The sequence below is a fragment of the Allobosea sp. P4_E12 genome (genome assembly GCF_056401655.1).
Genome location: NZ_JBFUIY010000002.1, coordinates 236,378 through 262,943, shown reverse-complemented (window position 1 = coordinate 262,943; position 26,566 = coordinate 236,378). Strand labels below are relative to the sequence as shown.

Below are 26,566 nucleotides of genomic sequence, written 5' to 3'. Positions count from 1 at the left end.
CCGGGCTTCGGCCTCAGGCCGCCAGCGCCGCCGCCGTTGCCTTCGCGCCCTGCGAGAACAGGCTATCGAGCTGCCGGGCGACAGCCTTGGTGAAGGCCGTCTCGCGCGGCAGATCGCTACCGAAGATCGCTTCGATGCCGAGAAGGCCGCTGCTCAGCGCCTGCGCATTCCGGCCCGCCTGCGTCGCGATGCGGGCGAATTCGCCCGCCAGCGGGTCGCGGACATCGATGACGGTGCCCGTCTCGTCCGTGCCGGTGACGTAACGCATCCAGGCTGCGACGCCGAGCGCAAGGTGATCGATCGGCGCACCGGCCTTGAGGCGTTCGCGGATCGTGCCGAGCAGACGCTGCGGCAGCTTCTGCGAGCCGTCCATGGCGATCTGCCAGGTACGGTGGCGAATGGCGGGGTTGCGGAAGCGGGTGAGCAGCGCGCCGGCATAGTCGGTGAGATCGACGCCTTGCGGAGCGGGCACGGTCGGGATGATCTCGGCCCAGAGCCCCTGCAGGAAGCGGGCGAGCACGGGATCGCCGCTCGCCTCGGCCACGGTCTCGTGGCCGGAGAGATAGCCGAGATAGGCGAGGCTGGAATGGGCACCGTTGAGCATGCGCAGCTTCATGAACTCGAAGGGCGCGACCTCGGAGACCATCTGGGCGCCGACTTCGTCCCATGCGGGCCTGCCACTGGCAAAACGATCCTCGACCGCCCATTGCCGGAAGGGTTCTCCGATCACCGGTGCGGCGTCTTCGACACCGAGCAGGCCGGCGGCCTCCGCGATGTCGGCGTCGGTGGTGGCGGGCACGATGCGGTCGACCATTGTCGCCGGGAAGGCTCCATTCGCTTCGATCCAGGCTGCAAGCGTATCGTCCTGCAGAGCTGCGAAGTCGCGCACCAGGCCGCGCAGGACCTTGCCGTTATGCGGAAGGTTGTCGCAGCTCAGCGCGGTAAAGGGAGCGAGGCCTTCGGCCTTTCGCAGCTTCAGGGCGGCGACGATCAGGCCAATGGCCGAGCGCGGGGCATCGGGATGTTCCAGATCGTGAACAATGTCGGGATGATCCTGCCGCAGTCGGCCGGTGGCCGGGTCGTGGCAATAGCCCTTCTCGGTCACGGTCAGCGAGACGATGCGCGTTTCGGCGGCGGCGAGACGTGTGACGAGAGCGGCGGGATTCTCGGGCGCGACGAGCACATCGAGCACGGAACCGATGATGCGCATCTGCGGGCCGTCTGGAGCCCGCTTCAGGAAGCTGTAGAGACCGCCTTGCGGCTTCAGCCTGTCGCGCTGGTCGGGGCGCTGCAGGCTGGCGCCGATGATACCCCAGGCGCCGAAAGCGTGCTCGAGCGCATCATCCGTATATTCGCAGAGATGGGCGCGGGCGAAGGCGCCGAGCCCGAGATGCACGATGCCGGGCTTCAGCCCTGCGCGCTCATAGGATGGACGGCGGACAGTCTTGGGCAGGCTGCCAAGGGTTTGCGGCGACAGTCTGGTCAATGGAACACTCTTGGCAGCCAGAGGGAGATTGCAGGGACATAGGTCACCAGCAGGAGTACGGCAACGCTGGCGCCGTAGAAGGGCCAGATCGTCCGCATCGATTCCCCGATCGAGACGCGCCCGATGGCACAGGCGACGAACTGTACCGATCCGACCGGCGGCGTGTTCAGGCCGATGCCGGCGTTCAGGATCAGGATCACGCCGAAATGCACGGGGTCGACGCCAAAGGCCTTCACAACCGGCAGAAAGATCGGCGTGCAGATGATGATCATCGGCGCCATGTCCATGAACGTGCCGAGCACGAGCAGGATGAGATTGATCATCAGCAGGATGACGAGCGGGTTGTCCGAGACCGCCTTCATCGCGCCGATCGTCGCCTGCGGCACCTGCAGGAAGGCCATCAGCCAGCCGAAGGCGCCGGCCGTCCCGATCACCAGAAGCACCATAGCCGTGGTGCGAACCGCGCCAAGGGTCGCTTCGACAAAGGCCGTCCAGGTGAGCTGGCGATAGACGAAGATGGTGACGAGGACGGCGTAGACGACAGCCACGCAGGAGGATTCCGTTGCGGTGAAAACGCCGGACCGGACCCCGCCGAAGATGATGAAGATCAGCAGGATGCCGGGCAGCGCCAGCACCATGTAGCGGCCCACCGCAGCAAATCCCGGAAACGCCTCGCGCGGATAGCCGCGCCGGACCGCGACGGCCCAGGCCGCAACCATCAGCGCAGCACAAAGCATCAGCCCGGGGATGATGCCGGCGGTAAACAGATCGGCGATCGAGATGTTTCCGCCCGCCGAGAGCGAATAGATGATCATGTTGTGCGAGGGCGGGATCAGCAGCGCGATGATCGCCGCATTGGCCGTGACATTGACCGCATAGTCCGCGTCGTAGCCGCGTTTGACCATTTGCGGGATCATCAGGCCGCCGACGGCGGATGCATCCGCGACGGCCGAGCCGGAAATGCCGCCGAACAGCGTGCAGGTGACGACATTGACCTGTCCCAGGCCGCCGCGCAGATGGCCGACGAGACTCGAGGCCATCTGGATCAGGCGCTCGGCGATGCCGCCGCGGATCATCAGGTCGCCGGCATAGATGAAGAACGGAATCGCCATCATGGCGAAGGCGTTCATGCCGGAATTCATCTGCTGGAAGACGACGACCGGCGGCAGGCCCATATAGACGACGGTGGCGATCGACGACATGCCCAGGCAGAAAGCCACGGGCACGCCGATCAGGAGAAGCAGCGCGAAGGTGCCAAAGAGGATCCAGAGTTCCATCGCTCAGACTTCCTGTGCGCTGCCGAAATGCGTAAAGCCGAGCGGGGCGGATTTTGCCTTGGTGAGAAAGAGCATGAGCTTTTCGAGGGAGAAGAGGGCGATCAAGGCGCCGCCGACCGCGATGGGGACATAGTCCCAGCCGCGCGAGATGCCGATGATCGGCAGGCGGTCGCTCCAGGTCCCGATGGCAAGCTGTGCGCCATAGACCAGCATGGCGAGGCCGAAGGCCATCACCAGAAGCTCGGTCAGGATGATCAGCCCGTTGCGCAGCGGCGGTGGCGACATGGCGAGGCCGACCTCGAAGCCGAGATGATCGCTCTCGCGCACGCCGACCGCGGCGCCGAGCAGGATGAACCAGGACATCAGGAAGAGGGCGCTGGCCTCGACCCAGATCGGAGTGTCGTTCAGCACATAACGCCCGAAGACGCCCCATGCGACGATCACGGTCATGGCGACAAGACCTGCCCCGGCGATAACCAGTGCGATGAGGCAGAGCTTGGCGCCCAGCCGGGTCAGGATCTGTGCAAGGAGAAGCATCAAGACGCTCCGGCGCCGCGTGAGGCGCATTTTCCCGGGTGGTGCTGGCTTGTTCCAGTTTCGCCGGCGGTGAAGACCGCCTGCGAAGCCGGATCGTCAGAACCGCTCCACCCGGGGAAGGCCGAAAAGGAGACGCAAGTGACTGGGCGCGGCCGGAAGGGCCGCGCCGGCCTTCACTTCACCGCCTGGATGGCAGCAACCATCTCCTTGAGCTTCGGGTCGGTGACGAACTTGTCGTAAACGGGCTTCATCGCGTCGATGAAGGGCTGCTTCTCGACCGTGTTGATCTGGGCGCCGCCAGCCTTGACCTTGGCTTCCGACTCCTTCTCGCGCGCATCCCAGAGCTCGCGCATCTTGGCGACGGATTCCTTGGCTGCGGTCTTGATCAGCGCCTGGTCCGCCGCGTTGAACTTGTCGAAGCTGCGCTTCGACATCACCAGCACCTCCGGCGAGAGCGAGTGCTCGGTGGTTGAATAGAACTTCGAGACCTCGAAATGGCGGGTCGACTCGTAGGACGGCCAGTTGTTCTCGGCGCCGTCGATGACGCCGGTCTGCAGCGCCGAATAGACTTCGCCGAACGGCATCGGGGTGGCATTGGCGCCGAGCGCCGAGACCAGGGCCACGAACATGTCGGACTGCTGGACGCGAATCTTCATGCCCTTCATGTCGGCTGGTGAGCCGATCGGGCGCTTGCCGTTATAGAAGGAGCGCGAGCCGGAATCGTAGAAGGCGAGGCCGATCAGGTCGTGCTTCTCAAAATCCTTGAGCAGGTTGTCGCCGATCGGGCCGTCCATGACCTTCCGCATGTGATCGACCGAGCGGAAGATGAAGGGCAGCGAGGGTATGTTGGTCGCCGGGATCAGGTTGTTGAACGGCGCCATGTTGATGCGGTTCATGTCGATGACGCCAAAGCGCGTCTGATCGATCGTATCCTTCTCCTGGCCGAGCTGGGCGGAGTGGAAGACGTTGATCTTGATGCGTCCATTGGTCCGCTGATCCAGCAGCTGGCCCATGTATTTGACCGCTTCGATGGTCGGATAGCCGTCAGGGTGGATGTCGGTGGAGCGCAGGGTGACGTTCTGCGCCTGAGCCGCGCCGACGGTCGCTGCGATGAAAGCCGCGCCGACGAGCGCGGAGACTGTCCGTCTTGTAAGCATGTTCCTGTTCCTCCCGTTTGAATAGATCGCCGGATTTTCCCGGTCGTTCTTGCCCCGTGTTCGGGAGCCGTGCCGCCCCATGCCGGCTTCGGCCTTAGAGAAATTCCCTCCGCATCGGCGTGAAGGAATCGATCAACTGCCCGGCCTCGATGGCGACGACGCCATGGACGAGGTTTTCGGGCACGAAGAAGCTGTCGCCGGCCGCTAGCCTGCTGGTCCTGCCGTCAATCGTGACGTCGAACACGCCGCTCTCGACATAGGACGCCTGACGATGCGGGTGCTGGTGCGCCTTGCCGATGGCTCCGGCCTCGAAGACGACGCGGACGATCATCAGGTCGGGCCCATAGGCCATGATCTTGCGCTTCACGCCGGGCTCGGTCGCCTCCCAGGCGAAGTCGCGCTCATGCTGGAAGAAGGAGTTGAGACGCTCGCTCATCGTGCCAGCCAGCCTCCATCGACGGGGATGATCGCACCATGCACGTACGCCGCCGCGTCACTCGCGAGGAAGACGGCGGCCCCGCCGATATCCGAAGGCTTGCCCCAGCGACCTGCCGGGATGCGGGAAAGGATGGCGGCGTTGCGGTCGGCATCCTCGCGCAGGGCCTGCGTGTTGTTGCTCTCGACATAGCCGGGGGCGATCGCGTTCACATTGATGCCCTTGCCCGCCCATTCGCAGGCCAACAGCCGGGTCAGGCCGGCAAGCCCGCTCTTGCTCGCGGTATAGGAGGCGACGCGGATACCGCCCTGGAAGGAGAGCAGCGAGGCGATGTTGACGATGCGCCCGCTGCGGCCGGCCGCGAGCGCTGCCTTCGCAAAGGCCTGGGACAGGAAGAAACTCGCCTTGAGGTTCACGTTCATGACCTCGTCCCAGTCGCTCTCGCTGAAATCGAGAGCGTCGGCGCGGCGGATGATGCCGGCATTGTTGACGAGGATATCGAGCGGGCCGGCGGCTTCGGCGGCTCTGGTGACGGCCTCGGCTGCGATCCCGGGTTGCTGCAGATCGACGGCGAGCGGCAGGCAGCGTCCGCCGGCATTGGTGATCTTTGCCACCGTCTCGGTCATGGACGAGCGGCCGGCGGCGACGACCGTGGCTCCGGCCTCAGCCAGCGACAGCGCAATGCCCTGGCCGATGCCGGTATTGGCACCTGTGACGAGCGCCGTGCGCCCGACGAGATCGAAGGGCGCACGCGCAACCATCAGCGCAGCATCTCGACGGGCGCGGCGTCCATGTCGGTGAACTCGACATTGTCGCCGGCCATGGCCCAGACGAAGGCGTAGTTCGAGGTGCCGCAGCCGCAATGGATCGACCAGTTCGGCGAAATCACGGCCTGCTCGTTGGCGACGAGCAGATGCCGGGTTTCGGTCGGTTCGCCCATGAAATGGAAGACGCGATGGGCCGGGTCGAGGTTGAAATAGAGATAGGCTTCCATCCGCCGCGTATGGGTGTGGCAGGGCATGGAGTTCCAGACCGAGCCGGGCTCGAGTGCCGTCATGCCCATGACGAGCTGGTTGGTGCCCGTCGTGTTCGGCATGATGTATTGCCGGATGGTGCGCTTGTTCGAGGTCTCGGCCGAGCCGAGATGCAGCGTATTGGCATCCGACTGGCGGATGAGCTGATGCGGCGCCTCGCGATGGGCGGGGGCGCTGGTCAGGTAGAACTTGGCGGGGTTGGCCGGATCGGCGCTGGAGAAGCTGACCTCCTTCGCGCCCAGTCCGACATAGAGCGCGTCGAGGTTCGGCAGTTCGAACTGCTTACCGTCGACGGTGACCGTGCCGGCGCCTCCGATATTGATCACCCCGAGTTCGCGGCGCGCCAGGAAGAAGGGCGTGCCGGTCGGGGCGAAGGGGTCGAGCGTCAGCGGCTTGCTCACCGGGGTCGCGCCGCCGACGATCATGCGGTCGTAATGGCTGTAGGTCCGCGTCAGCTCACCCGGCACGAAGATGCGCTCGACCAGGAAGTCCTGACGCAGTGCCTCGGTGTCGTAGCGCTTCACATCGCGTGGATGCGCGGCCTGGCGTTCGTCGATCGAGCTCGCTGCGCTGGTCACAGGCGGTAGGCCTCCTTGGCCAGGCGATAGGCGAGGTCGTAGGCCACCTCCGCCGCCTCGTCCTCGCCGAGGCGATGCTCGGCGACGAGCTTGGCGAGATAGGTGCAGTCGCAGCGGCGAGCGACGTCGTGACGGGCTGGAATCGAGAGATAGGCGCGCGTGTCGTCGTTGAAGCCGACGGTATTGTAGAAGCCTGCGGTCTCCGTCGTGAGCTCGCGGAAGCGCAGCATGGCTTCCGGTGCATCAAGGAACCACCAGCCGGGTCCGAGCTTCAAAGCGGGATAGTGTCCGGCGAGCGGCGCGAGTTCGCGGGAGTAGACGGTCTCGTCGAGGGTGAAGGCGATGACCGTCAGGTTGGGTTCGTTGCCCACCGCATCGAGCAGCGGCTTCAGTGCCGAAACGTAATCCACGCCGCGCGGGATATCGCAGCCCATATCGCGGCCGAAGGTTTCGAACAGCATCGGGTTATGGTTGCGGACGGAGCCGGGGTGGATCTGCAGGACGAAGCCGTCATCGAGGCTCATCTTCGCCATCTCGGTGAGCATCTGACCGCGGAACAGGTCGGCATCCTCGGCCGAGAACTTGCCCTTCAGGATCTTGGCGAAGAGCTTCTCGCTTTCGGCCTGCGAGAGATTTGCCGTGCGCGCGGTGGCGTGGCCATGGTCCGAGGAGGTCGCCCCGCGCTGTTTGAAATAGGCCCGGCGAGCGCGGTGGGCCGCGAGATAGCCGGTCCAGTTCGTGACATCTTCGCCGGTCAGTTCGCCGAACTGTGCGAGATTGTCCTTGAAGCCCTCGAATTCGGGGTCGACGACGCTATCCGGCCGATAGGCCGTGACGACCTTGCCGCCCCAGCCGGATTCCCGGATCATGTCGTGCCATTTCAGGTCGTCGAGCGCGCCCTCGGTGGTCGCGATCGCCTCGATGTTGAAGCGCTCGAACAGGGCGCGGGGACGAAACTCCGGCTGCTCGAGCTTTTCGGCGATGCGGTCGTAGATGCGGTCCGCATTCTCCGGGCTCAGGCGCTCGTTGATGCCGAAGACCCCGGACAGGGCATGCTCGAACCAGAGCCGGGTCGGCGTGCCGCGGAACAGCCGCCAATGGCTGGCGAAGAGCCGCCAGATCGCACGGGGATCGGTCTCGACCGGGCCGCCATCCTTGCGGGCGATGCCGAGCTGCTCGAGCTTTACGCCCTGCGAGTAGAGCATCCGGAAGATGTAGTGGTCGGGCTTGACCAGCAGCGTCGCCGGATCCGGGAACGGCTTGTCCTCGGCGAACCAGCGCGGGTCGGTATGGCCGTGTGGCGAGATGATCGGGAGATCGCGAATCCCGGCATAGAGACGGCGCGCGATGCCTCGCGTCACCGGATCGGCAGGAAACAGGCGATCATCGTGCAGCAACATCAGCAATCTGTCCCGATAGGCCCGCGACTGTACGGGCGAGAAGCGTATCGGATCAATATACTAATATACTAGTATGTCAAAGGTGATTGTGGTAGCGCCTAAGGAGGGTGGCGCTCACAGGGCTCAGGCCGGAGCGTTCGGGAGACATGGGTGGCTGGGACGGGACGATGAACGAGCTCGCAGGCGGCCGCGGCCATGCGGCGGATAATCGACGCGAGCGGCGCCCCCTGGGGCGGGCCGTGGCTCCCGCCGGGCGCTCGACGGCCGCTTCACTGGTTCAGGACGATCTCCGACGCGCCATCCTCGCCATGGAGCTGAGGCCCGGCGTGCCGCTCTCCGAGAAGGAGCTGACGGCGCGCTTCGGCGTCAGCCGTACCCCGGTCCGCGAAGCGCTGATCCGTCTCAAGGAAGAGGGGTTGGTCGAGATCTTTCCGCAGGCGGGGACTTTCGTTGCGCGCATCCCGACCGGGGCTATTCCCGAAGCGGTCTTCATTCGGCAGGCGCTGGAATGCGCGACCGTGGAACTGCTTGCCCGCATCGCGACGCCGGAGGCCATCGCCCGACTTGATGCCACGATCGCGCGCCTGCACGAAGCCTTCGATATCGGCGATCAGGAGAATTTCCATCTCGCGGACGAAGCCTTTCACGAGACGCTGGCCGATGCCGCCGGGTATCCCGGTATCTGGAAAATCGCACAGGCGGCGAAAAGCCAGATCGACCGCTGCCGACGCATGACCCTGCCGGTGCCCGGGCGCATGGCGATGGTGATCCGCGAGCACCTGTCGATCGTCGATGCCATCCGCAAGGGCCGCGCCACCGAGGCGGTTGCGGCGATGCGCACCCATCTCGGCACGCTCCTTCCCGATCTCGTGCATCTTCAGGCAAAGCATCCGGATTACTTCGTCTGACGCGATCGATCTGTCGCGTGGACGAAACGGAAGAGCCGTCTTGCGCCGGGCCCATCTCCCGCGCCATCTTGCGCCGCGACATGCATGGGAGTGGCTGATGACGACGCGGCGTGACCTTCTTGCCGGAGCAGGCGCAGCCGCGCTGGCGGCCCAGTTGCCTCTCGTTGCTCTGGCGCAGGCCAAGGACAGCGTCATCATTGCGATGACGCTGGAACCGCCGACGCTCGACCCGACCTCGGGCGCGGCGCAGGCGATCCGCGAAGTCACCTTGCAGAACATCTTCGAAGGCCTGGTCAAGATGGACCGGACCGGCAAGATCGTGCCCTGCCTCGCCGAAAGCTGGGAGATCGCACCCGACAATATCACGTACAGCTTCAAGCTGCGGCGGGGCGCGACGTTCCATGACGGCACTCCGTTCAGCTCCGAACAGGTCAGGTTCTCGTTCGAGCGGGCCGTCGCTCCGGAATCGACCAACGCCCAGCGCCAGCTGTTCACGCCGATCGCCGAGATCGCGACGCCTGATCCGGCGTCCGTGGTCATCAGGCTGAAACAGCCGACGGCGAATTTCCTCTACGGTCTCGCCTGGGGCGATGCGGTGATCGTGGCGCCAGCGAGCGCCTCCAACAACAAGACCAATCCGGTTGGCACCGGCCCGTTCAAGTTCGTGCGCTGGAATCGTGGCGACAGGCTCGAGCTCGAACGCTTCGACGGCTATTGGGGGGAGAAGCCGACACTCGCCAAGGCGACCTTCCGCTTCATCGCCGACCCGCAGGCGCAGGTCGCCGCGTTGCGCGCCGGGGATGTCCACGCGCAGACCAATCTGGCGGCCCCTGAAGCCGTGCCGCAGCTCAAGGCTGATCCCAAGCTCAAGGTCAGCTTCGGCAAGACGGAGGGCGAGGTCATCCTCGCCATCAACAATGCCAAAGCGCCGTTCAACGATCTGCGCGTGCGTCAGGCGATCGCTCATGTGCTCGACCGCAAGACGATCGCGCTCGGGGTCTACGGTTTCGATGTCGACCTGATCGGCAGTCATTTCTCACCATTGCATCCGGCCTATATCGACCTGACCGGCACCTATCCGGTCGATATCCCCAAGGCCAAGGCGCTGCTGGCCGCGGCCGGCTTCCCGAACGGTTTCTCCTGCACGCTGAAACTGCCGCCGCCGACCTATGCCCGGCGTTCGGGCGAGATCATCGCGGCATTGCTGGCGCAGATCGGCATCAACGCCTCGATCGAGCCGCTCGAATTCCCGCAATGGCTGGAGCGCGTCTTCCGCGGCAAGGATTTCGACCTGAGCGTGATCGCCCATACCGAACCGCTCGACATCAATATCTATGCCCGCGACGACTACTACTTCCAGTACAAGAACCCCGAGTTCAAGGCACTGATGGCGAAGATCGACGTCACCCTCGACGAGGGCCAGCGCAATGAGATGTACAGGCAAGCCCAGCGCATCCTGGCGCACGATGCGGTCAACGGCTTCCTCTTCATCCTGCCGAAGATCACGGTGACGGCGGCCGGGCTGGACGGGATGTGGACGGATTGGCCGCTCCCGATCACGCCGCTCGCCGAGGTGCGCTGGCGCTAGGTCGTGCTGTCGTTCCTGGCGCGCCGGTGCGTGGCGCTTGTCGCCACTCTGCTTGGTGCGGCGCTGGTGATCTTCATCGCGCTCGAGGTGCTGCCGGGCGATCCGGCTGCCGTGACGCTTGGGCTCAATGCGGCTCCCGAGGCGCTGGCGGCCCTGCGCCTGGAGATGGGGCTCGACAAGCCGGCGCCGGTCCGTTTTCTCGCCTGGATCTCGGGTCTTCTGACCGGCGATCTCGGCCTGAGCTACACCTATCGTGTGCCGGTGGCCCAGCTGATCGGCGAGCGGATGGCTGTCACCCTGCCATTGGCGCTGGCGGCGATCATGCTAGCTACATCGATCGGCGTTCCACTTGGCTTGCTCGCCGCAGCCAATCATAATCGGCCGACCGATGCGGCCGCGATGGTCTTCGCGCAGCTCGGGCTGGCTGTTCCGAATTTCTGGTTCGGCCTCTTGCTCGTGCTGCTTTTCGCGATCGGGCTCGGCTGGTTTCCGGCCGGCGGTTTCCCGGGCTGGCAGGCCGGGCCGGCTGCTGCCGTGAAGGCGCTGCTGCTACCGGCCTTCGCGCTCGCCCTGCCGCAGGCGGCGATCCTGGCCAGGGTGACGCGCTCCTCGATGCTCGACACGCTGCAGGAGGATTTCGTCCGTACCGCTCGCGCCAAGGGACTGGCAGAACCGGTCACGGTGGTCAGGCATGCACTGCGCAACGCCTTGATTCCGGTCGTTACCATCATGGGGCTGCAATTCTCGGTGCTGATCGCCGGCGCGATCATCATCGAGAATGTCTTTGCGCTGCCGGGGCTCGGGCGCCTCGTCTTCCAGTCGATCACCCAGCATGACCTGATCGTCGTGAAGGATCTGGTGATGCTGTTTGCCGGCCTCGCCATCCTGGTGAATTTTGCGGTCGAGCTCGTCTATGGGCTCATCGACCCGCGCCTGAGGGAGGCGTCGTGACACCGGCCGGTGCGTCGGCCCCGGTCTCGGCGAAACGCTGGTGGACGGGCCCCTCCTTCCTGATCGGTTTCGCGCTGACCGGGATCATCGTTGCGGGGGCGCTGCTGTCCTATGTCTGGACGCCCTATCCGCCGACGCAGATGATGATCCTGAATCGCCTGAAGCCCCCTTCGGCGACGAACTGGTTCGGGACCGACCAATTCGGTCGCGACGTCTTCTCGATGATCATGGTGGGCGCCCGCAACTCGCTGGCGGTCGGGCTCGGCGCGGTCGGGTTCGGTCTGGTGCTCGGCACAACGCTCGGTCTGCTGGCCGCGATCCGGCGCGACGGCTTCCTCGACAACCTGATCATGCGCACGGCCGACTTCACCCATGCCTTCCCGGCGGTGCTGACGGCGATCATGATCACGGCGATCGCCGGGCCGGGCATGCTCAACGCCATCGTCGCGATCGGCATCCTGAACCTGCCTTATTTCGCGCGCCTGGCGCGCGGGGTGGCGATTCAGGTCTGGACGCGGGATTATATCCAGGCGGCGCGGGCGGCCGGGCTCGACAATGTGCAGATCAGCGTCCGCCATGTCCTGCCGAATGTTGCTGGCGTCATCGTCGTACAGGCGACAATCCAGTTCGCACTGGCGATCCTGGCGGAGGCGGGGCTGTCCTATCTCGGGCTCGGCACGCAGCCGCCGAATCCGTCCTGGGGACGCATGCTGAACGAGGCGCAGACCTTCATGGCGGTGCAGCCATGGCTCGCTATCTTTCCCGGCGCCGCGATTGCCATCGCGGTGCTCGGCTTCAATCTGCTCGGCGACGGCCTGCGCGATGCCATCGACCCGCGCCTGCGCCGAAGCCGCTGAGTGACGATGAGGATGAGACGATGACCGATCTTGCCGATCTGAGCGCGACGGAGCTTCTCGCCGGCTATGCCGCACGGACATTCTCGCCGGTCGAGGCGACCGAGGCGGTGATCGCACGGATTACCGCATGGGAGCCGCAGCTCAAGGCGCTCTATGCCTATGATCCCGCCGCGGCGCGGGCGATGGCGAAGGCCTCCGAGATGCGCTGGCTGAAGGGGGAGGCGCTGGCTCTCGACGGGGTGCCCGGCACGATCAAGGAGAACATCGCGACCAAGGGCGTGCCGGTGCCGCTCGGCACGGCCGCGCGCGATCTCGAGCCGGCATCGGCGGACGCACCGCCGGCGGCGCGGTTGAGGGAGGCCGGCTGCGTCATCCTCGCCAAGACGACGATGCCGGATTACGGCATGCTCTCCTCGGGTTTGTCGAGCTTTCACGAACTCGCCTGCAACCCCTGGGACCTGACCAAGAATCCTGGCGGCTCCTCGGCTGGGGCGGGTGCGGCGGGAGCTGCGGGCTATGGGCCGCTTCATGTCGGCACCGATATCGGTGGCTCGATCCGCCTGCCGGCCGGCTGGTGCGGCTTGGTCGGCCTCAAGCCGAGCTTTGGCCGCGTGCCGATCGACCCGACCTATTACGGCCGCGTCGCCGGGCCGATGACCCGCTCGGTCGCGGATGCGGCGCTGATGATGCGGGAACTGTCCCGGCCGGACAGGCGCGATGGCATGAGCCTGCCGCCACAGGAGATCGACTGGCTGGCGCTGGAGTTTGACGTCAAGGGCTTGCGGCTGGGGCTCCAGGTCGATGCCGGAGTCGGGCTTGCCGTCGAGCCGCATACCCGGGCTGCGATCGAGGCGGCGGCCAGGGCCTTTGTGGCGGCTGGCGCGATTGTCGAGCCGGTTGCGCCCTTCCTGACCCGCGAAATGCTGGACGGGCTTGATGATTTCTGGCGGCAGCGCGCCTGGGTCGACATTGGCGGCCTGTCGGATGCCAGGCAGGGACGGGTTCTGCCCTATATCTACGCCTGGGCCGAGGGCGGCCGGAATCTGAGTGGCGAAAGAGTCTATCGCGGGATGAGCCAGATGCTGGCGATGCGCGATGCGGCGCTGAAAGCCTGTGCACCGTTCGATTTCGTGCTGTCGCCGGTTTCCCCTGTGCCGGCCTATGCGGCTGAGCTGGCCTCGCCCATCCACGACCCTGAGCGGCCCTTCGAGCACATCGCGTTCACGGTCTCAGCGAACATGTCGGATCAGCCGGCGGTCTCGGTCCATGCCGGGCTTACTCCCGAGGGGTTGCCGATCGGCTTGCAGATCACCGGGCGGCGGTTCGACGATCTCGGCGTGTTGAGAATGGCGCGGGCCTGGGAAATTCTACGCGGCAGCGAGGTGCCATGGCCTGCGCCGCCACAGACCGTGTGAGGGTTCAGAACAGCGCGGTCGGCGCGAACTGCGCCACCAGCATCAGGGCGAAACTGATCACGCCAAGGCCGGCGCCGGTGAGGGCCAGCATCGTCACGCCGGTGATGATCGCGGCCGAGGAAATCACGATCGCGATCTGAAGCAGGCCTGAGACGATGTCGTATTTGTCGTCGCGGGCCGCTGCGATGTCACGCACGGCCTCGGCCGTCTTGGCGCGCGCGACCAGTTCCTTGCGGCCTTCATTGGTCTCGGGCTCCGAATCATAGCGCGCAATCGTCTGCTTCCAGCCGTCGATGCGCTTCTGCATGCGCTCGCGGGTGGCGGGGTCCGTCGCGGCTGCGAGATCGATCTCCATCGCCTCCGCGGCCGTGCGCAGTGTGGTGCCGCGGATCGTCTTGGCCTGGAAGAATGACCAGAGATTCGAAGCCTCGATGTTCTTGGCGATCGATTCCTGCTCGGCGTTCTTGCCGCCGATTTCTGAGAAGGCCAGCATCAGGGCGAGCATCGCGATGAGCAGGGCGATGCGCTTGTTGCTGCCGCTGGTGGCGGTTTCGGTGACGTCGGCTGCTGGCGAAGACATGCGATTCTGGTTCCCCCCGGAGACGGCGGGCAATGGCCGGGTTCCGCGGCGGAATCAAGGGGGCTCGCTCGCCTTGGGCTCTTATCGTTGGGCGCGGGGATGGGCCGCATCATAAGCCGCCATCAAACGGGCCGAATCGATGCGGGTATAGATTTGCGTCGTCGAGAGGGACGCGTGCCCGAGTAGCTCCTGGATGGCCCTTAAATCGCCGCCACGCCCGAGCAGATGGGTCGCGAAGGAATGGCGCAGGCTATGCGGGGTCGCAGACGAGGGCAGGCCGAGCGCGCCGCGCAGGCCCTCGACCGCGAGCTGGATGATGCGGGGCGAGAGCGGTCCACCCTTGGCGCCGAGGAAGAGCGGGCCCTCCGGCGGCAATCGCCAGGGGCAGAGCGAGAGATACTCCTCGATCGCGGTGACCACGACCGGCAGAACAGGCACCATGCGGGTCTTCTGGCCCTTGCCGATCACGGTCAGCGTATCCGATGCGCTCCTTGGTGCCTGCGCGCGCGACAACCCAAGCGCCTCGGAGATGCGCAGGCCGCAGCCATAGAGCAGGGCGAGCACGGCTGCGTCTCGTGCCAGGATCCAGGTTTCGCGGTCCTCGCCGGCGCGGATATCGGCCTGCATCACGGCCTTTGCGGCCTTGGCATCAAGCGGGCGCGGCAGCGATTTTCCAATGCGCGGCCCGCGCGTCGCGGCAAAGGCCGAGGCCGTGAGCTTGCCGGTGCGTTCTCCGAAGCGGGCAAAGGAGCGCAGCGAGGCAAGCTGGCGCATCAGTGTGCGGTTGCCGACGCCGTCACGCCGACGCTGGCCGAGAAAGGCGCGCAAGTCGAGCGGCTTCAGCGCTGCCAGATCCTCGAGGGTCGGCTTGCCGCCGAAATGGCCGTCGAGAAAGGTGGAGAACTGCGCAAGGTCGCGGCCATAGGCCTCGAGCGTCTTGGGTGAAAGACGGCGCTCGCTGGCGAGATGGACGAGCCAGTTTTGGCGCAGGGTCTCGAAATCGGTCATCGGCGTCCCCTGTGGTCTGAGCCGAGCATGACGCCCCTGCCTTAACAGGGACCGAATCGATGCTAGACACGGGCGCATGAGCGAGGTTGAGACAGGCATCGAAACAGGCGGCACGGTCGACGTGCTGATCCCGCTCGCGCTCGATCAGGCGTATAGTTATGCGGTTCCAGACGGGCTCGCGCTCAAACCCGGCGATATCGTGCAGGTGCCGCTGGGCCCGCGCGAGACTGTGGGCGTCGTCTGGAGCCTGGGCTCGGGGCGTGGTGGCAACCTGAAGCGCGTCAGCGCCAAAATGGACATGCCGCCGCTCGATCCGGCCCTGATGAAGCTGGTCGACTGGGTCGCTTGGTACACGCTTGCGGCCAAGGGTTCGGTGCTGGCGCTTGCGCTGCGGCGCCCGCCCGATGATACGCCGGAACGACCGAAGATGGGCGTCCGACTCGTCGGGCCGCCGCCCCAGCGCATGACGCCGGCCCGGGCGCGAGCCATCGCGGCGGCGGAGGGCGGCCTGCTGATCGCGAAATCGGCGCTGGCCGAGACGGCCTCGGTGAGTGGGGCGGTGATCGATTCGCTCGTCGATGCGGGGACCTTTGCCATCGAGGCGCTGCCGCGCGGTGAGGTCGTCGACATTCCCGACCCGGATCACGCGCGACCGGCCCTGTCGGCGGGACAGGCCGCGGCGGCGACGGCACTGGTTGCGTCCGTCAAGGCGGCGGCCTCCGGCGTGACCCTGCTCGAGGGCGTCACGGGGTCGGGCAAGACGGAGGTCTATTTCGAAGCTGTGGCGGAGGCGATCCGGCTCGGTCGCCAGAGCCTGATCCTGATGCCGGAAATCGCGCTGACGGCGCAGTTTATCGACCGCTTCGAGGCCCGGTTTGGCGTGCGGCCCGGGCTTTGGCACTCGGCAGTCTCGGGGCGGCGGCGGGAGCGGCTGCAGGCGGCGATCGCAAGCGGCGAGGCGAGAGTGGTGGCGGGCGCGCGCTCGGCCCTGTTCTTGCCCTACCGTGATCTCGGGCTGATCGTGGTCGATGAAGAGCACGAGGCCGCCTACAAGCAGGAGGACGGCGTCAGCTATCACGCCCGCGACATGGCGGTGGTGCGCGGCATGATCGAGAAGGCGCCGGTCATCCTCACCTCTGCGACGCCATCGCTGGAAACGCGCGTCAATGCCGAGCGCGGGCGCTATGCCTATCTGAAACTGCCGGAACGTTTTGGCGGGCGGGAACTGCCGACGCTCGATCTCGTGGATCTCAAGCGCGACAAGCCTGAACGCGGGCGCTGGATTTCGGGCGCGCTCGTTAAGGCCATCACGACCAATCTGGAGGCGAAGGAGCAGTCGCTGCTGTTCCTCAACCGCCGCGGCTACGCACCGCTGACGCTCTGCCGTGATTGCGGTCACCGGTTCCAGTGCCCGAACTGCTCGACCTGGCTGGTCGATCATCGCTTTCGGCGGGCGCTGGTCTGCCATCATTGCGGCCATGTCGAACGCCGGCCGCACGAGTGCCCGGCCTGTCATGCGCCGGAAAGCCTCGCGGCCTGTGGACCCGGTGTCGAACGGCTTGCGGAAGAGGTCGCGACGCTGTTCCCCGATGCGCGTTCGATCGTGCTCTCCAGCGATTTCCCCGGTGGTACCGAACGGCTGAAGCAGGAACTGATGGCAGTGGCGGAGGGGGAGTTCGATATCGTCATCGGTACCCAGCTCGTCGCCAAGGGGCATAATTTTCCGGGGATGACACTGGTCGGCGTCGTCGATGCCGATCTCGGCCTGACCTCGGGCGATCCCCGCGCGGCCGAGCGAACCTTCCAGGTCCTGCGTCAGGTGACGGGGAGGGCAGGCCGGGGCGAGAAGCCGGGCCGAGCTCTGCTCCAGACCCATGATCCCAGCCATCCCGTGCTCAAGGCGCTGGTCTCGGGCGACCCGGAGCGGTTTTATGCCGCAGAGGCGGCGTCTCGTGAGGCTGCCGGCCTGCCGCCCTTTGGGCGTCTGGCCGGACTGATCGTCTCCGCCAACAGCCAGGCGGAGGCCGAAAATCATGCCCGTGCACTGGCGCGCTGCGCGGCACCGCCGGACGGAGTCGTCGTTCTGGGGCCCGCAGAAGCCCCTCTTGCCGTGCTACGGGGGCGGCATCGCATGCGTTTGATCGTGAAAACGGCACGTGAGGTCAATCTGCAGGATTACCTGCGTGCCTGGCTGAAGAGCGCTCCGCGAGCGAAGGGTTCCGTCCGGGTTCAGGTCGATGTCGACCCGCAAAGCTTCCTGTGAGTGCAGGGCCCGGCTGCGGAAAACGGCCCTGTTGATCGCGATCTACGGATTGCGCCCCCCAAAGCCTCATGTTAGTGCACCGCCACATTTCGGACGCAAGGTGCGCACTCGCGCGGCTTTCGTCTGTCTGAAACATCGCAGCGCCAGGACGATGCACTCCACCTTCATCAAGAAGGTCGCCGGTGCAGTCCATTGAACGAGAGATGTGAGCGTGGCTGAAGGCGGATCGCAGGATCAGACATTGGTGTCGGGCGTAGCCGGGCGCTATGCCACGGCGCTATTCGAACTGGCTTCGGAGGCCAGTGCGATCGACGCCGTTTCGGCCGATCTCGACGCATTCAGCGCGATGATCGCCGAGAGCGACGATCTGAAGCGGCTGATCAGCAGCCCGGTCTTCACGGCCGAGGAGCAGGTCTCTGCAATCACCGCCCTGCTGGCCAAGGCGGGCATCGGCGGTATCGCCGGCAATTTCATCGGTTTCGTCGCCAGCAAGCGCCGCCTGTTCGCGCTGTCGGGCATGATCCGCGGTTATCGTGCGCTCGTCGCCGAAGCCAAGGGCATCGTCAGTGCCGAAGTCACGGTCGCCGAGGAGCCGTCGGCCAAGCGCCTCGACGAGATCCGCGCGACGCTCAAGGATGTGGCGGGCAAGGATGTTGCCGTCGCTATCAAGGTCGATCCGGCCATCATTGGCGGTCTCGTCGTCAAGATGGGTTCGCGGATGGTCGACGCCTCGCTGAAAACCAAACTCAATTCAATTCGTCTTGCCATGAAAGAGGTCGGCTGATGGAAATCCGCCCCGCTGAAATCTCCGCGATCCTGAAGGCTCAGATCAGCAATTTCGGGTCGGAAGCCTCCGTCACCGAAGTCGGTCAGGTTCTCTCCGTCGGCGACGGCATCGCCCGCGTCTACGGCCTCGACAAGGTCCAGGCCGGTGAGATGGTCGAGTTCGAGAGTGGCGTGCGCGGCATGGCGCTCAACCTCGAGAGCGACAATGTCGGCGTCGTCATCTTCGGCTCCGACCGAGAGATCAAGGAAGGCCAGACCGTCAAGCGCACCGGCGCGATCGTTGACGTGCCGGTCGGCAAGGAGCTGCTCGGCCGCGTCGTCGACGCGCTCGGCAACCCGATCGACGGCAAGGGCCCGATCAAGGCAAAGATCCGTTCGCGCGTCGACGTGAAGGCGCCCGGCATCATTCCGCGCAAGTCCGTGCATGAGCCGATGGCGACTGGCCTCAAGGCGATCGACGCCCTGATCCCGATCGGCCGTGGCCAGCGCGAGCTGATCATCGGCGACCGCCAGACCGGCAAGACCGCCGTGGCGCTCGACACGATCCTCAACCAGAAGGCCCTGAACGAAGGCACGGACGAGAGCCAGAAGCTCTACTGCGTCTATGTCGCCATCGGTCAGAAGCGTTCCACCGTCGCGCAGTTCGTGAAGGTGCTCGAGGAGCGCGGTGCGCTCGAATACTCGATCGTCGTGGCGGCCACGGCCTCCGATCCGGCCCCGATGCAGTTCCTGGCTCCGTTCGCCGGCTGCGCCATGGGCGAGTATTTCCGCGACAACGGCATGCACGCCGTCATCATCTATGACGACCTGTCGAAGCAGGCCGTCGCCTACCGCCAGATGTCGCTSCTGCTGCGCCGYCCGCCGGGCCGCGAAGCCTATCCGGGCGACGTGTTCTATCTCCACTCCCGCCTGCTCGAGCGCGCCGCCAAGATGGGCGACGAGGCCGGCAAGGGCTCGCTGACSGCSCTGCCGGTCATCGAAACCCAGGCCAACGACGTSTCGGCSTWCATCCCGACCAACGTSATCTCGATCACCGACGGCCAGATCTTCCTCGAGACCGACCTGTTCTACCAGGGCATCCGCCCGGCCGTGAACGTCGGCCTCTCGGTGTCGCGCGTCGGTTCGGCCGCGCAGACCAAGGCGACCAAGAAGGTTGCCGGCAAGATCAAGGGCGAGCTCGCGCAGTATCGCGAGATGGCTGCCTTCGCGCAGTTCGGTTCGGATCTCGACGCGGTCACGCAGCGCCTGCTCAACCGCGGCGCCCGCCTGACCGAGCTCCTGAAGCAGGGGCAGTTCTCGCCGCTGAAGATGGAAGAGCAGACGGTCGTGATCTATGCCGGCGTGAACGGCTATCTCGACCCGCTGCCGGTCAACAAGGTTCGCGCTTTCGAGGACGGCCTGCTCGCGCTGGTGCGCGGCAAGCATATCGCCCTACTCAACGAAATCCGCGACACCAAGGATCTTTCGGACGCGAATGCCGCGAAGCTGAAAGAGATCGTCGCTGATTACGCCAAGTCGTTCGCTTGAGGTCGACCGGGGTTTCATCACCCCGGCAATATGAGGATCGTCGATGCCTTCATTGAAGGATCTGCGAAATCGTATCGCCTCAGTGAAGGCGACGCAGAAGATCACCAAGGCCATGCAGATGGTCGCGGCTGCCAAGCTGCGCCGCGCCCAGAGCGCGGCGGAAGCGGCGCGTCCCTATGCCGAGCGCATGGAGACGGTGCTTGCCAGTCTGGCTGCTGGTGTCGCCGGTGACGGCGCTCCAAGGCTGATTGGCGGCACGGGCTCGGACAAGGTCCATCTGCTCGTCGTCTGCACGGCCGAGCGCGGCCTGTGCGGCGCCTTCAACTCTTCGATCGCGCGTCTGGCGCGTGACAAGGCGCAGGCGCTGAAGGCCGAGGGCAAGACGGTCAAGATCATCTGCGTCGGCAAGAAGGGCTATGACATCCTGCGCCGGCAGTTCGAGCAGGACATCATCGAGTTGGTCGACCTGCGCGGCTTCAAGCAAGTCGGCTTCGTCAATGCCGAGACAATCGCGCAGAACGTCCTGGCACGCTTCGACGCCGGCGAGTTCGATGTCGCGACGCTGTTCTTCTCGAAGTTCAGGTCGGTGATCTCGCAGATCCCGACGGCCCAGCGCATCATTCCGGCCGAAATCCCGGCGGGGACCAAGACGACCGACGCCGTCTATGAGTACGAGCCCGACGAGGGCGAAATTCTCGACGTTCTGCTGCCACGCAACCTGACTGTCCAGGTGCTGCGGGCGCTTCTCGAGAATGCCGCTTCCGAGCAGGGCGCGCGCATGTCGGCGATGGATTCCGCCACGCGTAACGCCGGTGAGATGATCAAGAAGCAGACGCAGCTCTACAACCGCTCGCGTCAGGCAATGATCACCAAGGAACTCATCGAAATCATCTCCGGAGCGGAAGCGCTCTAACGCCTGAAGGGCCTGCGCGGCGCTTAAGCCCGCAGGCTTGTCCGTAAAGCTGAACGCTCATCGAGGTTCGACCATGGCCAAAGCCGCAACCAAGACCACCAAGACCAAGACCGAGAAGTCCGCCAATACCGGTACGGGCCGCGTCGCTCAGGTCATCGGCGCCGTCGTCGACGTGCAGTTCGATGGCGAGCTGCCGGCGATCCTGAACGCGCTCGAGACCACGAACCTGGGCAACCGCCTGGTTCTCGAGGTTGCGCAGCACCTCGGCGAGAACACCGTGCGCTGCATCGCGATGGATTCGAGCGAAGGTCTGGTCCGTGGCCAGGAAGTGAGCGACACCGGCGCGCCGATCGCGGTTCCGGTTGGCGACGAGTGCCTCGGCCGCATCATGAACGTCATCGGCGAGCCGGTCGACGAGGCTGGCCCGATCAAGACCTCCACCACTCGCGGCATCCACCAGCCTGCGCCGAGCTATGCCGAGCAGGCCACGGAAGCGCAGATCCTGGTCACCGGCATCAAGGTCGTCGACCTGCTGGCTCCCTACGCGAAGGGCGGCAAGATCGGCCTGTTCGGCGGCGCCGGCGTCGGCAAGACCGTTCTGATCATGGAGCTGATCAACAACGTCGCCAAGGCCCATGGCGGCTACTCGGTGTTCGCCGGCGTCGGTGAGCGCACCCGCGAGGGTAACGACCTCTATCACGAGATGATCGAGTCGGGCGTGAACAAGAAGGGCGGCGGCGAAGGCTCGAAATGCGCCCTCGTCTATGGCCAGATGAACGAGCCCCCGGGCGCCCGCATGCGCGTCGCTCTCTCGGGCCTGACCGTCGCCGAGGATTTCCGCGACCGCGGCCAGGACGTGCTGTTCTTCGTCGACAACATCTTCCGCTTCACGCAGGCCGGCTCGGAAGTGTCCGCGCTGCTCGGCCGTATTCCGTCGGCGGTGGGCTATCAGCCGACGCTGGCGACCGACATGGGCAACCTGCAGGAGCGCATCACCACCACCAACAAGGGCTCGATCACCTCGGTGCAGGCGATCTACGTGCCGGCGGACGATCTGACCGACCCGGCGCCGGCCACCTCCTTCGCCCACTTGGACGCCACGACCGTGCTCTCGCGCTCGATCGCGGAAAAGGGCATCTACCCGGCGGTGGACCCGCTCGACTCGACTTCGCGCATGCTGTCCGCGGCGATCGTCGGTGAAGAGCACTACAACATCGCCCGCCAGGTCCAGCAGATCCTCCAGCGCTACAAGGCGCTGCAGGACATCATCGCGATCCTGGGCATGGACGAGCTCTCGGAAGAGGACAAGATCTCGGTCGCCCGCGCCCGCAAGATTGAGCGCTTCCTGTCGCAGCCCTTCTTCGTCGCCGAAGTCTTCACCGGCTCGCCCGGCAAGCTCGTTGCGCTCGAGGACACCATCAAGGGCTTCAAGGGACTGGTCGAGGGCAAGTACGACCACCTCCCGGAGGCGGCCTTCTACATGGTCGGCTCGATCGACGAAGCAGTCGAGAAGGCCCAGCGCCTGGCTGCCGAAGCGGCGTAATCCGCTGGGGCAACGGCTATCCGGGATGGCGCAAGCCAGCCCGGGAGCCGCGCCCCAGCATCGACGACACAGGCCTTGGCCTGGATCCCGGCTCCACGCTGCGCTCCAGCCGGGATGACTGAAGCAGCGGGAGAGCCCTTGATGGCCACCTTCAAGTTCGAACTCGTCTCGCCGGAGAGCATCCTGTTCTCGGGCGAAGTCGTCAGCGTCATCGTGCCGTCGGTCGAAGGCGAGATGACCATTCTCGCCGGCCACGTGCCGATCGTCGCCGCGCTGAAGCCGGGTATCGTGCTCGCCCAGACGGGGCCGGGCAACGGCAAGGAATTCGTGGTTGGCGGCGGTATCGTCGAAGCCAATCCCACGGCCCTGACGATCCTGACCGAGAAGGCCGGCTTCATCGAGGACGTCGACAATGACGTGCTCGACGCCGAAATCCTCCGGGTCGAAACCCGCCTGGCGGCTGCGCCGACCGAAGACGAACAGCGTCGCCTGCAGGAGCTGCTGATCCAGCTTCATGAGTTCAAGGGCGTCTTCCAGCAGCGCAAGGCTGCGTGAGATCGCGTACCTGCCTTCCAGCATCGAGATGACATAAGGGCCGCGCGAGCGGCCCTTTTTTGTTGCACGTTGCGTCCCGAGATCAGGCCGGTCTGGCGAAATGCCCGAAGGCCTCGGCCACGCGCTCATAGGTCTCGCGCTTGAACGGCGTCACACGGGCCGGCATTTCGGCCAGCGGCAGCCAGGCCCATTCGGTGAACTCCGGTGGGGCGTCCCCGTTCGGGCGGCCGATGTCGATCGCCGCCTCGCTGCCCGTGAAGCGGAATGCGACCCAGCGCTGTTCCTGCCCCGCGAAACGATCGAGCCGGTGCGGCGGCCCGTCATAGGGCGGGAAGTCGTAGCGCCACCACTCCGCGGTGACGCCCAAGAGCGCGGCCTCGCTGATGCCGGTTTCCTCGGCCAGCTCGCGTCGCGCTGCTGCGACGATCTCCTCGGCCGGAGCGATGCCGCCCTGCGGCATCTGCCAGTCATGTCCGGGGTGGACGATCTCCGGGCCGTCGCTCCATGAGCGTCCGGCAAAGACGAGCCCCCGGGCATTGAAGAGCGCAATGCCGACATTGGGCCGATAGGGCTTGTTCACTCGCCCTGCCTTGCTCATTCGCCCATCGCGATCAGGCTGGCATTGCCGCCGGCTGCCGCCGTGTTGACCGTGACCGTCTGCTCCGTCGCGAAACGGGCGAGATAGTGCGGTCCGCCAGCCTTGGGGCCAGTGCCGGACAGGCCGTGACCGCCAAAGGGCTGCACACCGACGACGGCACCGATGATGTTGCGGTTGACGTAGACATTGCCGGTGGAGAGCCGCTCGGCAACCCGCTCGACCGTCGTCTCGATGCGCGAATGCACGCCGAGCGTCAGCCCATACCCGGTGGCCTCGATCTGGTTGATGACCTTGTCGAGTTCCCCGGCCTTCCAGCGCACGACATGCAGGATGGGGCCGAAATGCTCCTGGGTGAGGTCGGAGATGTCGTCGAGCTTGACGATATGCGGTGCGACGAAGGTGCCGCCGAGCGCCGGCGTGCTGCCGGCCCATTCGACCCGGCCCTCGGCGCGCATCGCCGCGACATGATTGTCGAGCCGGCTCTTGGCGGCGGCATCGATCACCGGACCGACATGAACGTCGATGGCGCGCGGATCGCCGAGCTTCAACTCCTTCCCGGCACCGACGATCATCTCGAGGATCTTGTCGGCGACATCCTCCTGCACCACCAGGAGGCGCAGCGCCGAGCAGCGCTGCCCGGCCGAGCGGAAGGCCGACATCACGACGTCGTCGGCGACCTGCTCAGGCAGGGCGGTCGCATCGACGATCATGGCGTTGAGGCCGCCTGTCTCTGCGATCAGCGGAACGATCGGCCCATCCTTGGCCGCGAGCGTCCGGTTGATGGCGCGCGCCGTTGCGGTCGAGCCGGTGAAGGCGACGCCGGCCACGGCTGGATGAGCGACGAGCCGGGCGCCGACCTTGCCGTCTCCCGGCACGAGATGGAGGGCGGAAGCTGGAATGCCGGCATCGTGGAGCAGGCGGACCGTAGCGGCGGCGATCAGCGGCGTCTGCGGGGCTGGCTTGGCGACGACGCTATTGCCGGCGACGAGCGCGGCAACGACCTGGCCCGAGAAGATCGCCAGCGGGAAATTCCAGGGCGCGATGCAGACGAACGGCCCGCGCCCACGCAAGATCAGGCGGTTCTCCTCGCCGGTCGGGCCGGGAAGTACCTGCGGCGTGGCGAAATGCGCTTCGGCTTCGGCCGCATAGTAACGGCAGAAATCGACGGCCTCGCGCACCTCCGAAATGGCATCGTCAAGCGTCTTGCCGGCTTCGGCCTGGAGCAGTGCGAGCAGCAGGCCGCGTCGGTCCTCCATCAGGTCCGCAGCCTTGCGCAGGGCGGCAGCGCGCGTCCGGGCGGGGGTGCGGTTCCAGCTGGTGAAGCCGGCCTGGGCCGCCTGGATGGCGCGATCGGCCAGGGCATCATCGGCTTCCAGGACGGTCCCGACCTGCCGGGCATCGATCGGGGACAGGACGGGGCGGGAGACGCCACCGGCCGGCTTGCCGTCGATGATCACCGTCGCCTCGGGGAACGGCTTGGCTGCTGCCTGGCCGATCTCCGACTGAAGCGCGACGAGGCTGGCCTCATGCCCAAGCTCGACGCCGGCCGAGTTCTTGCGCGAGGCGCCAAACATGTCGGCGGGAAGCGGAATTCGGCGATGGCGAGCCGCTGCCGAGGTGCCGATGATGTCGGCAGGGGGTACGAGCAGCTGTGCGACCGGTACGTCAGGGTCGCCGGACACGCTGACGAAGGAGGAGTTCGCGCCGTTCTCGAGCAGACGGCGCACGAGATAGGCAAGCAGATCCTGATGGCCGCCAACCGGGGCGTAGGTGCGGCAGGCGAAGCCGGAATCCTCCTGGAGCAACCTCTCATAGAGCGCCTCGCCCATGCCGTGCAGGCGCTGGAACTCGAAGCCCTGGGAGCCGCCCGCCATCTCGGCGACCGCTGCGACCGTCAATGCGTTGTGGGTGGCGAATTGCGGAATGATGCGTGGACGCAAGGCCAGCAGCTGCGCGGCGCAGGCCTCGTAGTTGAGGTCGGTCATCGCCTTGCGGCTGAACACGGGGTAGTCGGAGAGGCCGCGCTCCTGGGCGCGCTTCAGCTCGGTATCCCAGTAGGCGCCCTTGACCAGGCGCACCATCATGCGGCGGTTGTGGCGCTCGGCCAGGGCCGCGATATGGTCGATCACCGCCGAGGCGCGCTTCTGGTAGGCCTGGATCGCGAGGCCGAAGCCGTCCCAGCCGGCGAGCGTCGGATCTGCCGTCACCGCATCGATGACGTCGAGCGAGAGTTCCAGCCTGTCGGCTTCCTCGGCGTCGATCGTGAAGTTCAGGTCGTAGCCCTTGGCCTGCTGGGCCAGCGTGATGACCTTGGGCACGAGTTCGCTCAGCACGCGCTCGTGGCTGGTGGCCTCATAGCGCGGATGCAGGGCCGACAGCTTGACCGAGATGCCCGGCCTGTTCGGCAGAGGGTCATTGCCGGCCGAGCGGCCGATTGCGTCGATGGCCGCGGCGTAAGAGGCGAAATAGCGGTCGGCATCGGCCTGGGTGCGTGCGCCTTCGCCGAGCATGTCGAAGGAATAGCGATAGAGCTTGCCGGTGCCCGAGCGAGCGCGCTTCAGAGCCTCCTCGATGGTCTGGCCGAGCACGAAATGATTGCCCATGACACGCATCGCCTGGCGGGTGGCGGTGCGGACGGCCGGCAGGCCAAGGCGCTTCGACAGATTGCCGATGATGCTGGTCGGCGTCTCGCCCGGCTGGATGATGCGGGCGGTGATGCCAAGCGCCCAGGACGAAGCCGAGATCAGGAAGGCATCCGATTTGGATTCGTGATGGGCGAAATCGCCCTGGCCGAGCTTGTCCTCGATCAACTGGTCGGCGGTCGTGGAATCCGGCACGCGCAGCAGCGCTTCGGCCAGAACCATCAGCGCAAGTCCCTCCTTGGTCGAGAGCGAGTACTCGCGCAGGAGTTCCTCGATGCCACCCAGGCCGACCTTGCGGGTCCGGATGGCCTCGATCAGCCCGGTCGCGCGCTGGTCGATCCTCGCCTTGGCTGCGGGTTCGCGCCTGGCGCCGGCAAGCAGCCGTGCCGCAATCGTCGTATCGTCTTCGGCATAGGGCGCGCGGAAGGCGTGGCGAGCGGACGGGGCGACCGGACGGGGGGCAGGAGCGGCCATGGTGCGATTCCGAATGAATGACGGGATGATTTCAAGGATCGCGCTTGCGTGGC

At 65.9% G+C, this 26,566-nt stretch carries 23 protein-coding genes; 11 read left to right on the top strand and 12 right to left on the bottom strand.

Annotated features, from left to right (window positions below):
* Positions 1 to 13: 13 nt before the first annotated feature.
* From AC1DW9_RS03305 to uxaC, 8 genes are all read right to left on the bottom strand, one after another.
* On the bottom strand, positions 14 to 1,486 hold the full coding sequence (locus AC1DW9_RS03305; protein ID WP_476775586.1) for a mannitol dehydrogenase family protein: 1,473 nt from the start codon (positions 1,484 to 1,486) through the stop codon (positions 14 to 16).
* Positions 1,483 to 2,763 carry a TRAP transporter large permease gene (locus tag AC1DW9_RS03300; RefSeq protein WP_441488023.1) on the bottom strand — a complete coding sequence of 427 codons (1,281 nt, stop codon included), beginning with the start codon at positions 2,761 to 2,763 and terminating at the stop codon, positions 1,483 to 1,485. The genes AC1DW9_RS03305 and AC1DW9_RS03300 overlap by 4 nt, the downstream gene beginning before the upstream one ends.
* Positions 2,764 to 2,766: 3 nt before the next feature.
* Complete coding sequence (locus tag AC1DW9_RS03295) at positions 2,767 to 3,300, bottom strand: TRAP transporter small permease (RefSeq protein ID WP_476775587.1); 534 nt, start codon at positions 3,298 to 3,300, stop codon at positions 2,767 to 2,769.
* 173 nt (positions 3,301 to 3,473) lie between these two features.
* Positions 3,474 to 4,457, bottom strand: a complete 984-nt coding sequence (locus AC1DW9_RS03290) for a TRAP transporter substrate-binding protein (protein ID WP_441488025.1) — start codon at positions 4,455 to 4,457, stop codon at positions 3,474 to 3,476.
* A 94-nt stretch (positions 4,458 to 4,551) separates the two neighbouring features.
* Entirely contained in the window at positions 4,552 to 4,893 is a 342-nt protein-coding gene (locus AC1DW9_RS03285; RefSeq protein WP_476775589.1) for a cupin domain-containing protein, read from the bottom strand.
* A complete protein-coding gene (gene kduD, locus AC1DW9_RS03280) occupies positions 4,890 to 5,654 on the bottom strand; it encodes a 2-dehydro-3-deoxy-D-gluconate 5-dehydrogenase KduD (protein WP_476775590.1) in 765 nt (254 codons plus the stop codon). Before kduD ends, AC1DW9_RS03285 begins: the two co-directional genes overlap by 4 nt.
* Positions 5,654 to 6,505 (bottom strand): 5-dehydro-4-deoxy-D-glucuronate isomerase, encoded by an 852-nt coding sequence (gene kduI / locus AC1DW9_RS03275; RefSeq protein ID WP_476775591.1) that lies wholly within the window; start codon positions 6,503 to 6,505, stop codon positions 5,654 to 5,656. The genes kduD and kduI overlap by 1 nt, the downstream gene beginning before the upstream one ends.
* A complete protein-coding gene (gene uxaC, locus AC1DW9_RS03270) occupies positions 6,502 to 7,905 on the bottom strand; it encodes a glucuronate isomerase (RefSeq protein ID WP_476775592.1) in 1,404 nt (467 codons plus the stop codon). The genes kduI and uxaC overlap by 4 nt, the downstream gene beginning before the upstream one ends.
* A gap of 167 nt (positions 7,906 to 8,072) precedes the next feature.
* On the opposite strand from uxaC, the gene AC1DW9_RS03265 reads away from it, so the two are divergent.
* The 5 genes from AC1DW9_RS03265 to AC1DW9_RS03245 all read left to right on the top strand — a co-directional run bounded on the left by AC1DW9_RS03265 (position 8,073) and on the right by AC1DW9_RS03245 (position 13,624).
* Positions 8,073 to 8,813 carry a GntR family transcriptional regulator gene (locus tag AC1DW9_RS03265; protein WP_441488030.1) on the top strand — a complete coding sequence of 247 codons (741 nt, stop codon included), beginning with the start codon at positions 8,073 to 8,075 and terminating at the stop codon, positions 8,811 to 8,813.
* A 97-nt stretch (positions 8,814 to 8,910) separates the two neighbouring features.
* Entirely contained in the window at positions 8,911 to 10,401 is a 1,491-nt protein-coding gene (locus tag AC1DW9_RS03260; protein ID WP_476775593.1) for an ABC transporter substrate-binding protein, read from the top strand.
* Positions 10,402 to 10,404: 3 nt separating this feature from the next.
* A complete protein-coding gene (locus AC1DW9_RS03255) occupies positions 10,405 to 11,352 on the top strand; it encodes an ABC transporter permease (RefSeq protein ID WP_476775594.1) in 948 nt (315 codons plus the stop codon).
* Positions 11,349 to 12,209: an ABC transporter permease gene (locus AC1DW9_RS03250; protein WP_441488033.1), complete on the top strand. Its 861-nt coding sequence runs from the start codon at positions 11,349 to 11,351 to the stop codon at positions 12,207 to 12,209. The genes AC1DW9_RS03255 and AC1DW9_RS03250 overlap by 4 nt, the downstream gene beginning before the upstream one ends.
* A 20-nt stretch (positions 12,210 to 12,229) precedes the next feature.
* Complete coding sequence (locus AC1DW9_RS03245; RefSeq protein WP_441488034.1) at positions 12,230 to 13,624, top strand: amidase; 1,395 nt, start codon at positions 12,230 to 12,232, stop codon at positions 13,622 to 13,624.
* A 4-nt stretch (positions 13,625 to 13,628) separates the two neighbouring features.
* Here the strand turns inward: AC1DW9_RS03245 and AC1DW9_RS03240 are convergent, their stop codons facing one another.
* Together AC1DW9_RS03240 and AC1DW9_RS03235 are read right to left on the bottom strand one after the other, a co-directional pair.
* Entirely contained in the window at positions 13,629 to 14,204 is a 576-nt protein-coding gene (locus AC1DW9_RS03240; protein WP_441504434.1) for a DUF4337 domain-containing protein, read from the bottom strand.
* An 81-nt stretch (positions 14,205 to 14,285) separates the two neighbouring features.
* Positions 14,286 to 15,212 (bottom strand): tyrosine recombinase XerC, encoded by a 927-nt coding sequence (locus AC1DW9_RS03235; RefSeq protein WP_476775595.1) that lies wholly within the window; start codon positions 15,210 to 15,212, stop codon positions 14,286 to 14,288.
* Positions 15,213 to 15,288: 76 nt separating this feature from the next.
* On the opposite strand from AC1DW9_RS03235, the gene AC1DW9_RS03230 reads away from it, so the two are divergent.
* From AC1DW9_RS03230 to atpC, 6 genes are all read left to right on the top strand, one after another.
* Positions 15,289 to 17,475, top strand: coding sequence for a primosomal protein N' (locus AC1DW9_RS03230; RefSeq protein ID WP_441504436.1), 2,187 nt, complete (start codon positions 15,289 to 15,291; stop codon positions 17,473 to 17,475).
* A 211-nt stretch (positions 17,476 to 17,686) separates the two neighbouring features.
* Positions 17,687 to 18,259, top strand: a complete 573-nt coding sequence (locus tag AC1DW9_RS03225; protein ID WP_441488038.1) for a F0F1 ATP synthase subunit delta — start codon at positions 17,687 to 17,689, stop codon at positions 18,257 to 18,259.
* Positions 18,259 to 19,788, top strand: coding sequence for a F0F1 ATP synthase subunit alpha (gene atpA, locus AC1DW9_RS03220; RefSeq protein WP_476855024.1), 1,530 nt, complete (start codon positions 18,259 to 18,261; stop codon positions 19,786 to 19,788). The genes AC1DW9_RS03225 and atpA overlap by 1 nt, the downstream gene beginning before the upstream one ends.
* Positions 19,789 to 19,831: 43 nt before the next feature.
* The gene (locus AC1DW9_RS03215; protein ID WP_441504437.1) at positions 19,832 to 20,701 is read left to right on the top strand and encodes a F0F1 ATP synthase subunit gamma; all 870 of its coding nucleotides are present in this window, start codon (positions 19,832 to 19,834) and stop codon (positions 20,699 to 20,701) included.
* A 73-nt stretch (positions 20,702 to 20,774) separates the two neighbouring features.
* Positions 20,775 to 22,244, top strand: coding sequence for a F0F1 ATP synthase subunit beta (gene atpD / locus AC1DW9_RS03210; protein ID WP_113517308.1), 1,470 nt, complete (start codon positions 20,775 to 20,777; stop codon positions 22,242 to 22,244).
* A gap of 141 nt (positions 22,245 to 22,385) precedes the next feature.
* A complete protein-coding gene (atpC, locus tag AC1DW9_RS03205; RefSeq protein ID WP_441488041.1) occupies positions 22,386 to 22,799 on the top strand; it encodes an ATP synthase F1 subunit epsilon in 414 nt (137 codons plus the stop codon).
* Between the two features lie 82 nt (positions 22,800 to 22,881).
* Here atpC and AC1DW9_RS03200 read toward each other — a convergent pair whose 3' ends face one another.
* Positions 22,882 to 23,397 carry an RNA pyrophosphohydrolase gene (locus AC1DW9_RS03200; RefSeq protein ID WP_476852988.1) on the bottom strand — a complete coding sequence of 172 codons (516 nt, stop codon included), beginning with the start codon at positions 23,395 to 23,397 and terminating at the stop codon, positions 22,882 to 22,884.
* Positions 23,394 to 26,513 carry a bifunctional proline dehydrogenase/L-glutamate gamma-semialdehyde dehydrogenase PutA gene (gene putA, locus AC1DW9_RS03195; RefSeq protein WP_441504439.1) on the bottom strand — a complete coding sequence of 1,040 codons (3,120 nt, stop codon included), beginning with the start codon at positions 26,511 to 26,513 and terminating at the stop codon, positions 23,394 to 23,396. The genes AC1DW9_RS03200 and putA overlap by 4 nt, the downstream gene beginning before the upstream one ends.
* Positions 26,514 to 26,566 lie beyond the last annotated feature (53 nt).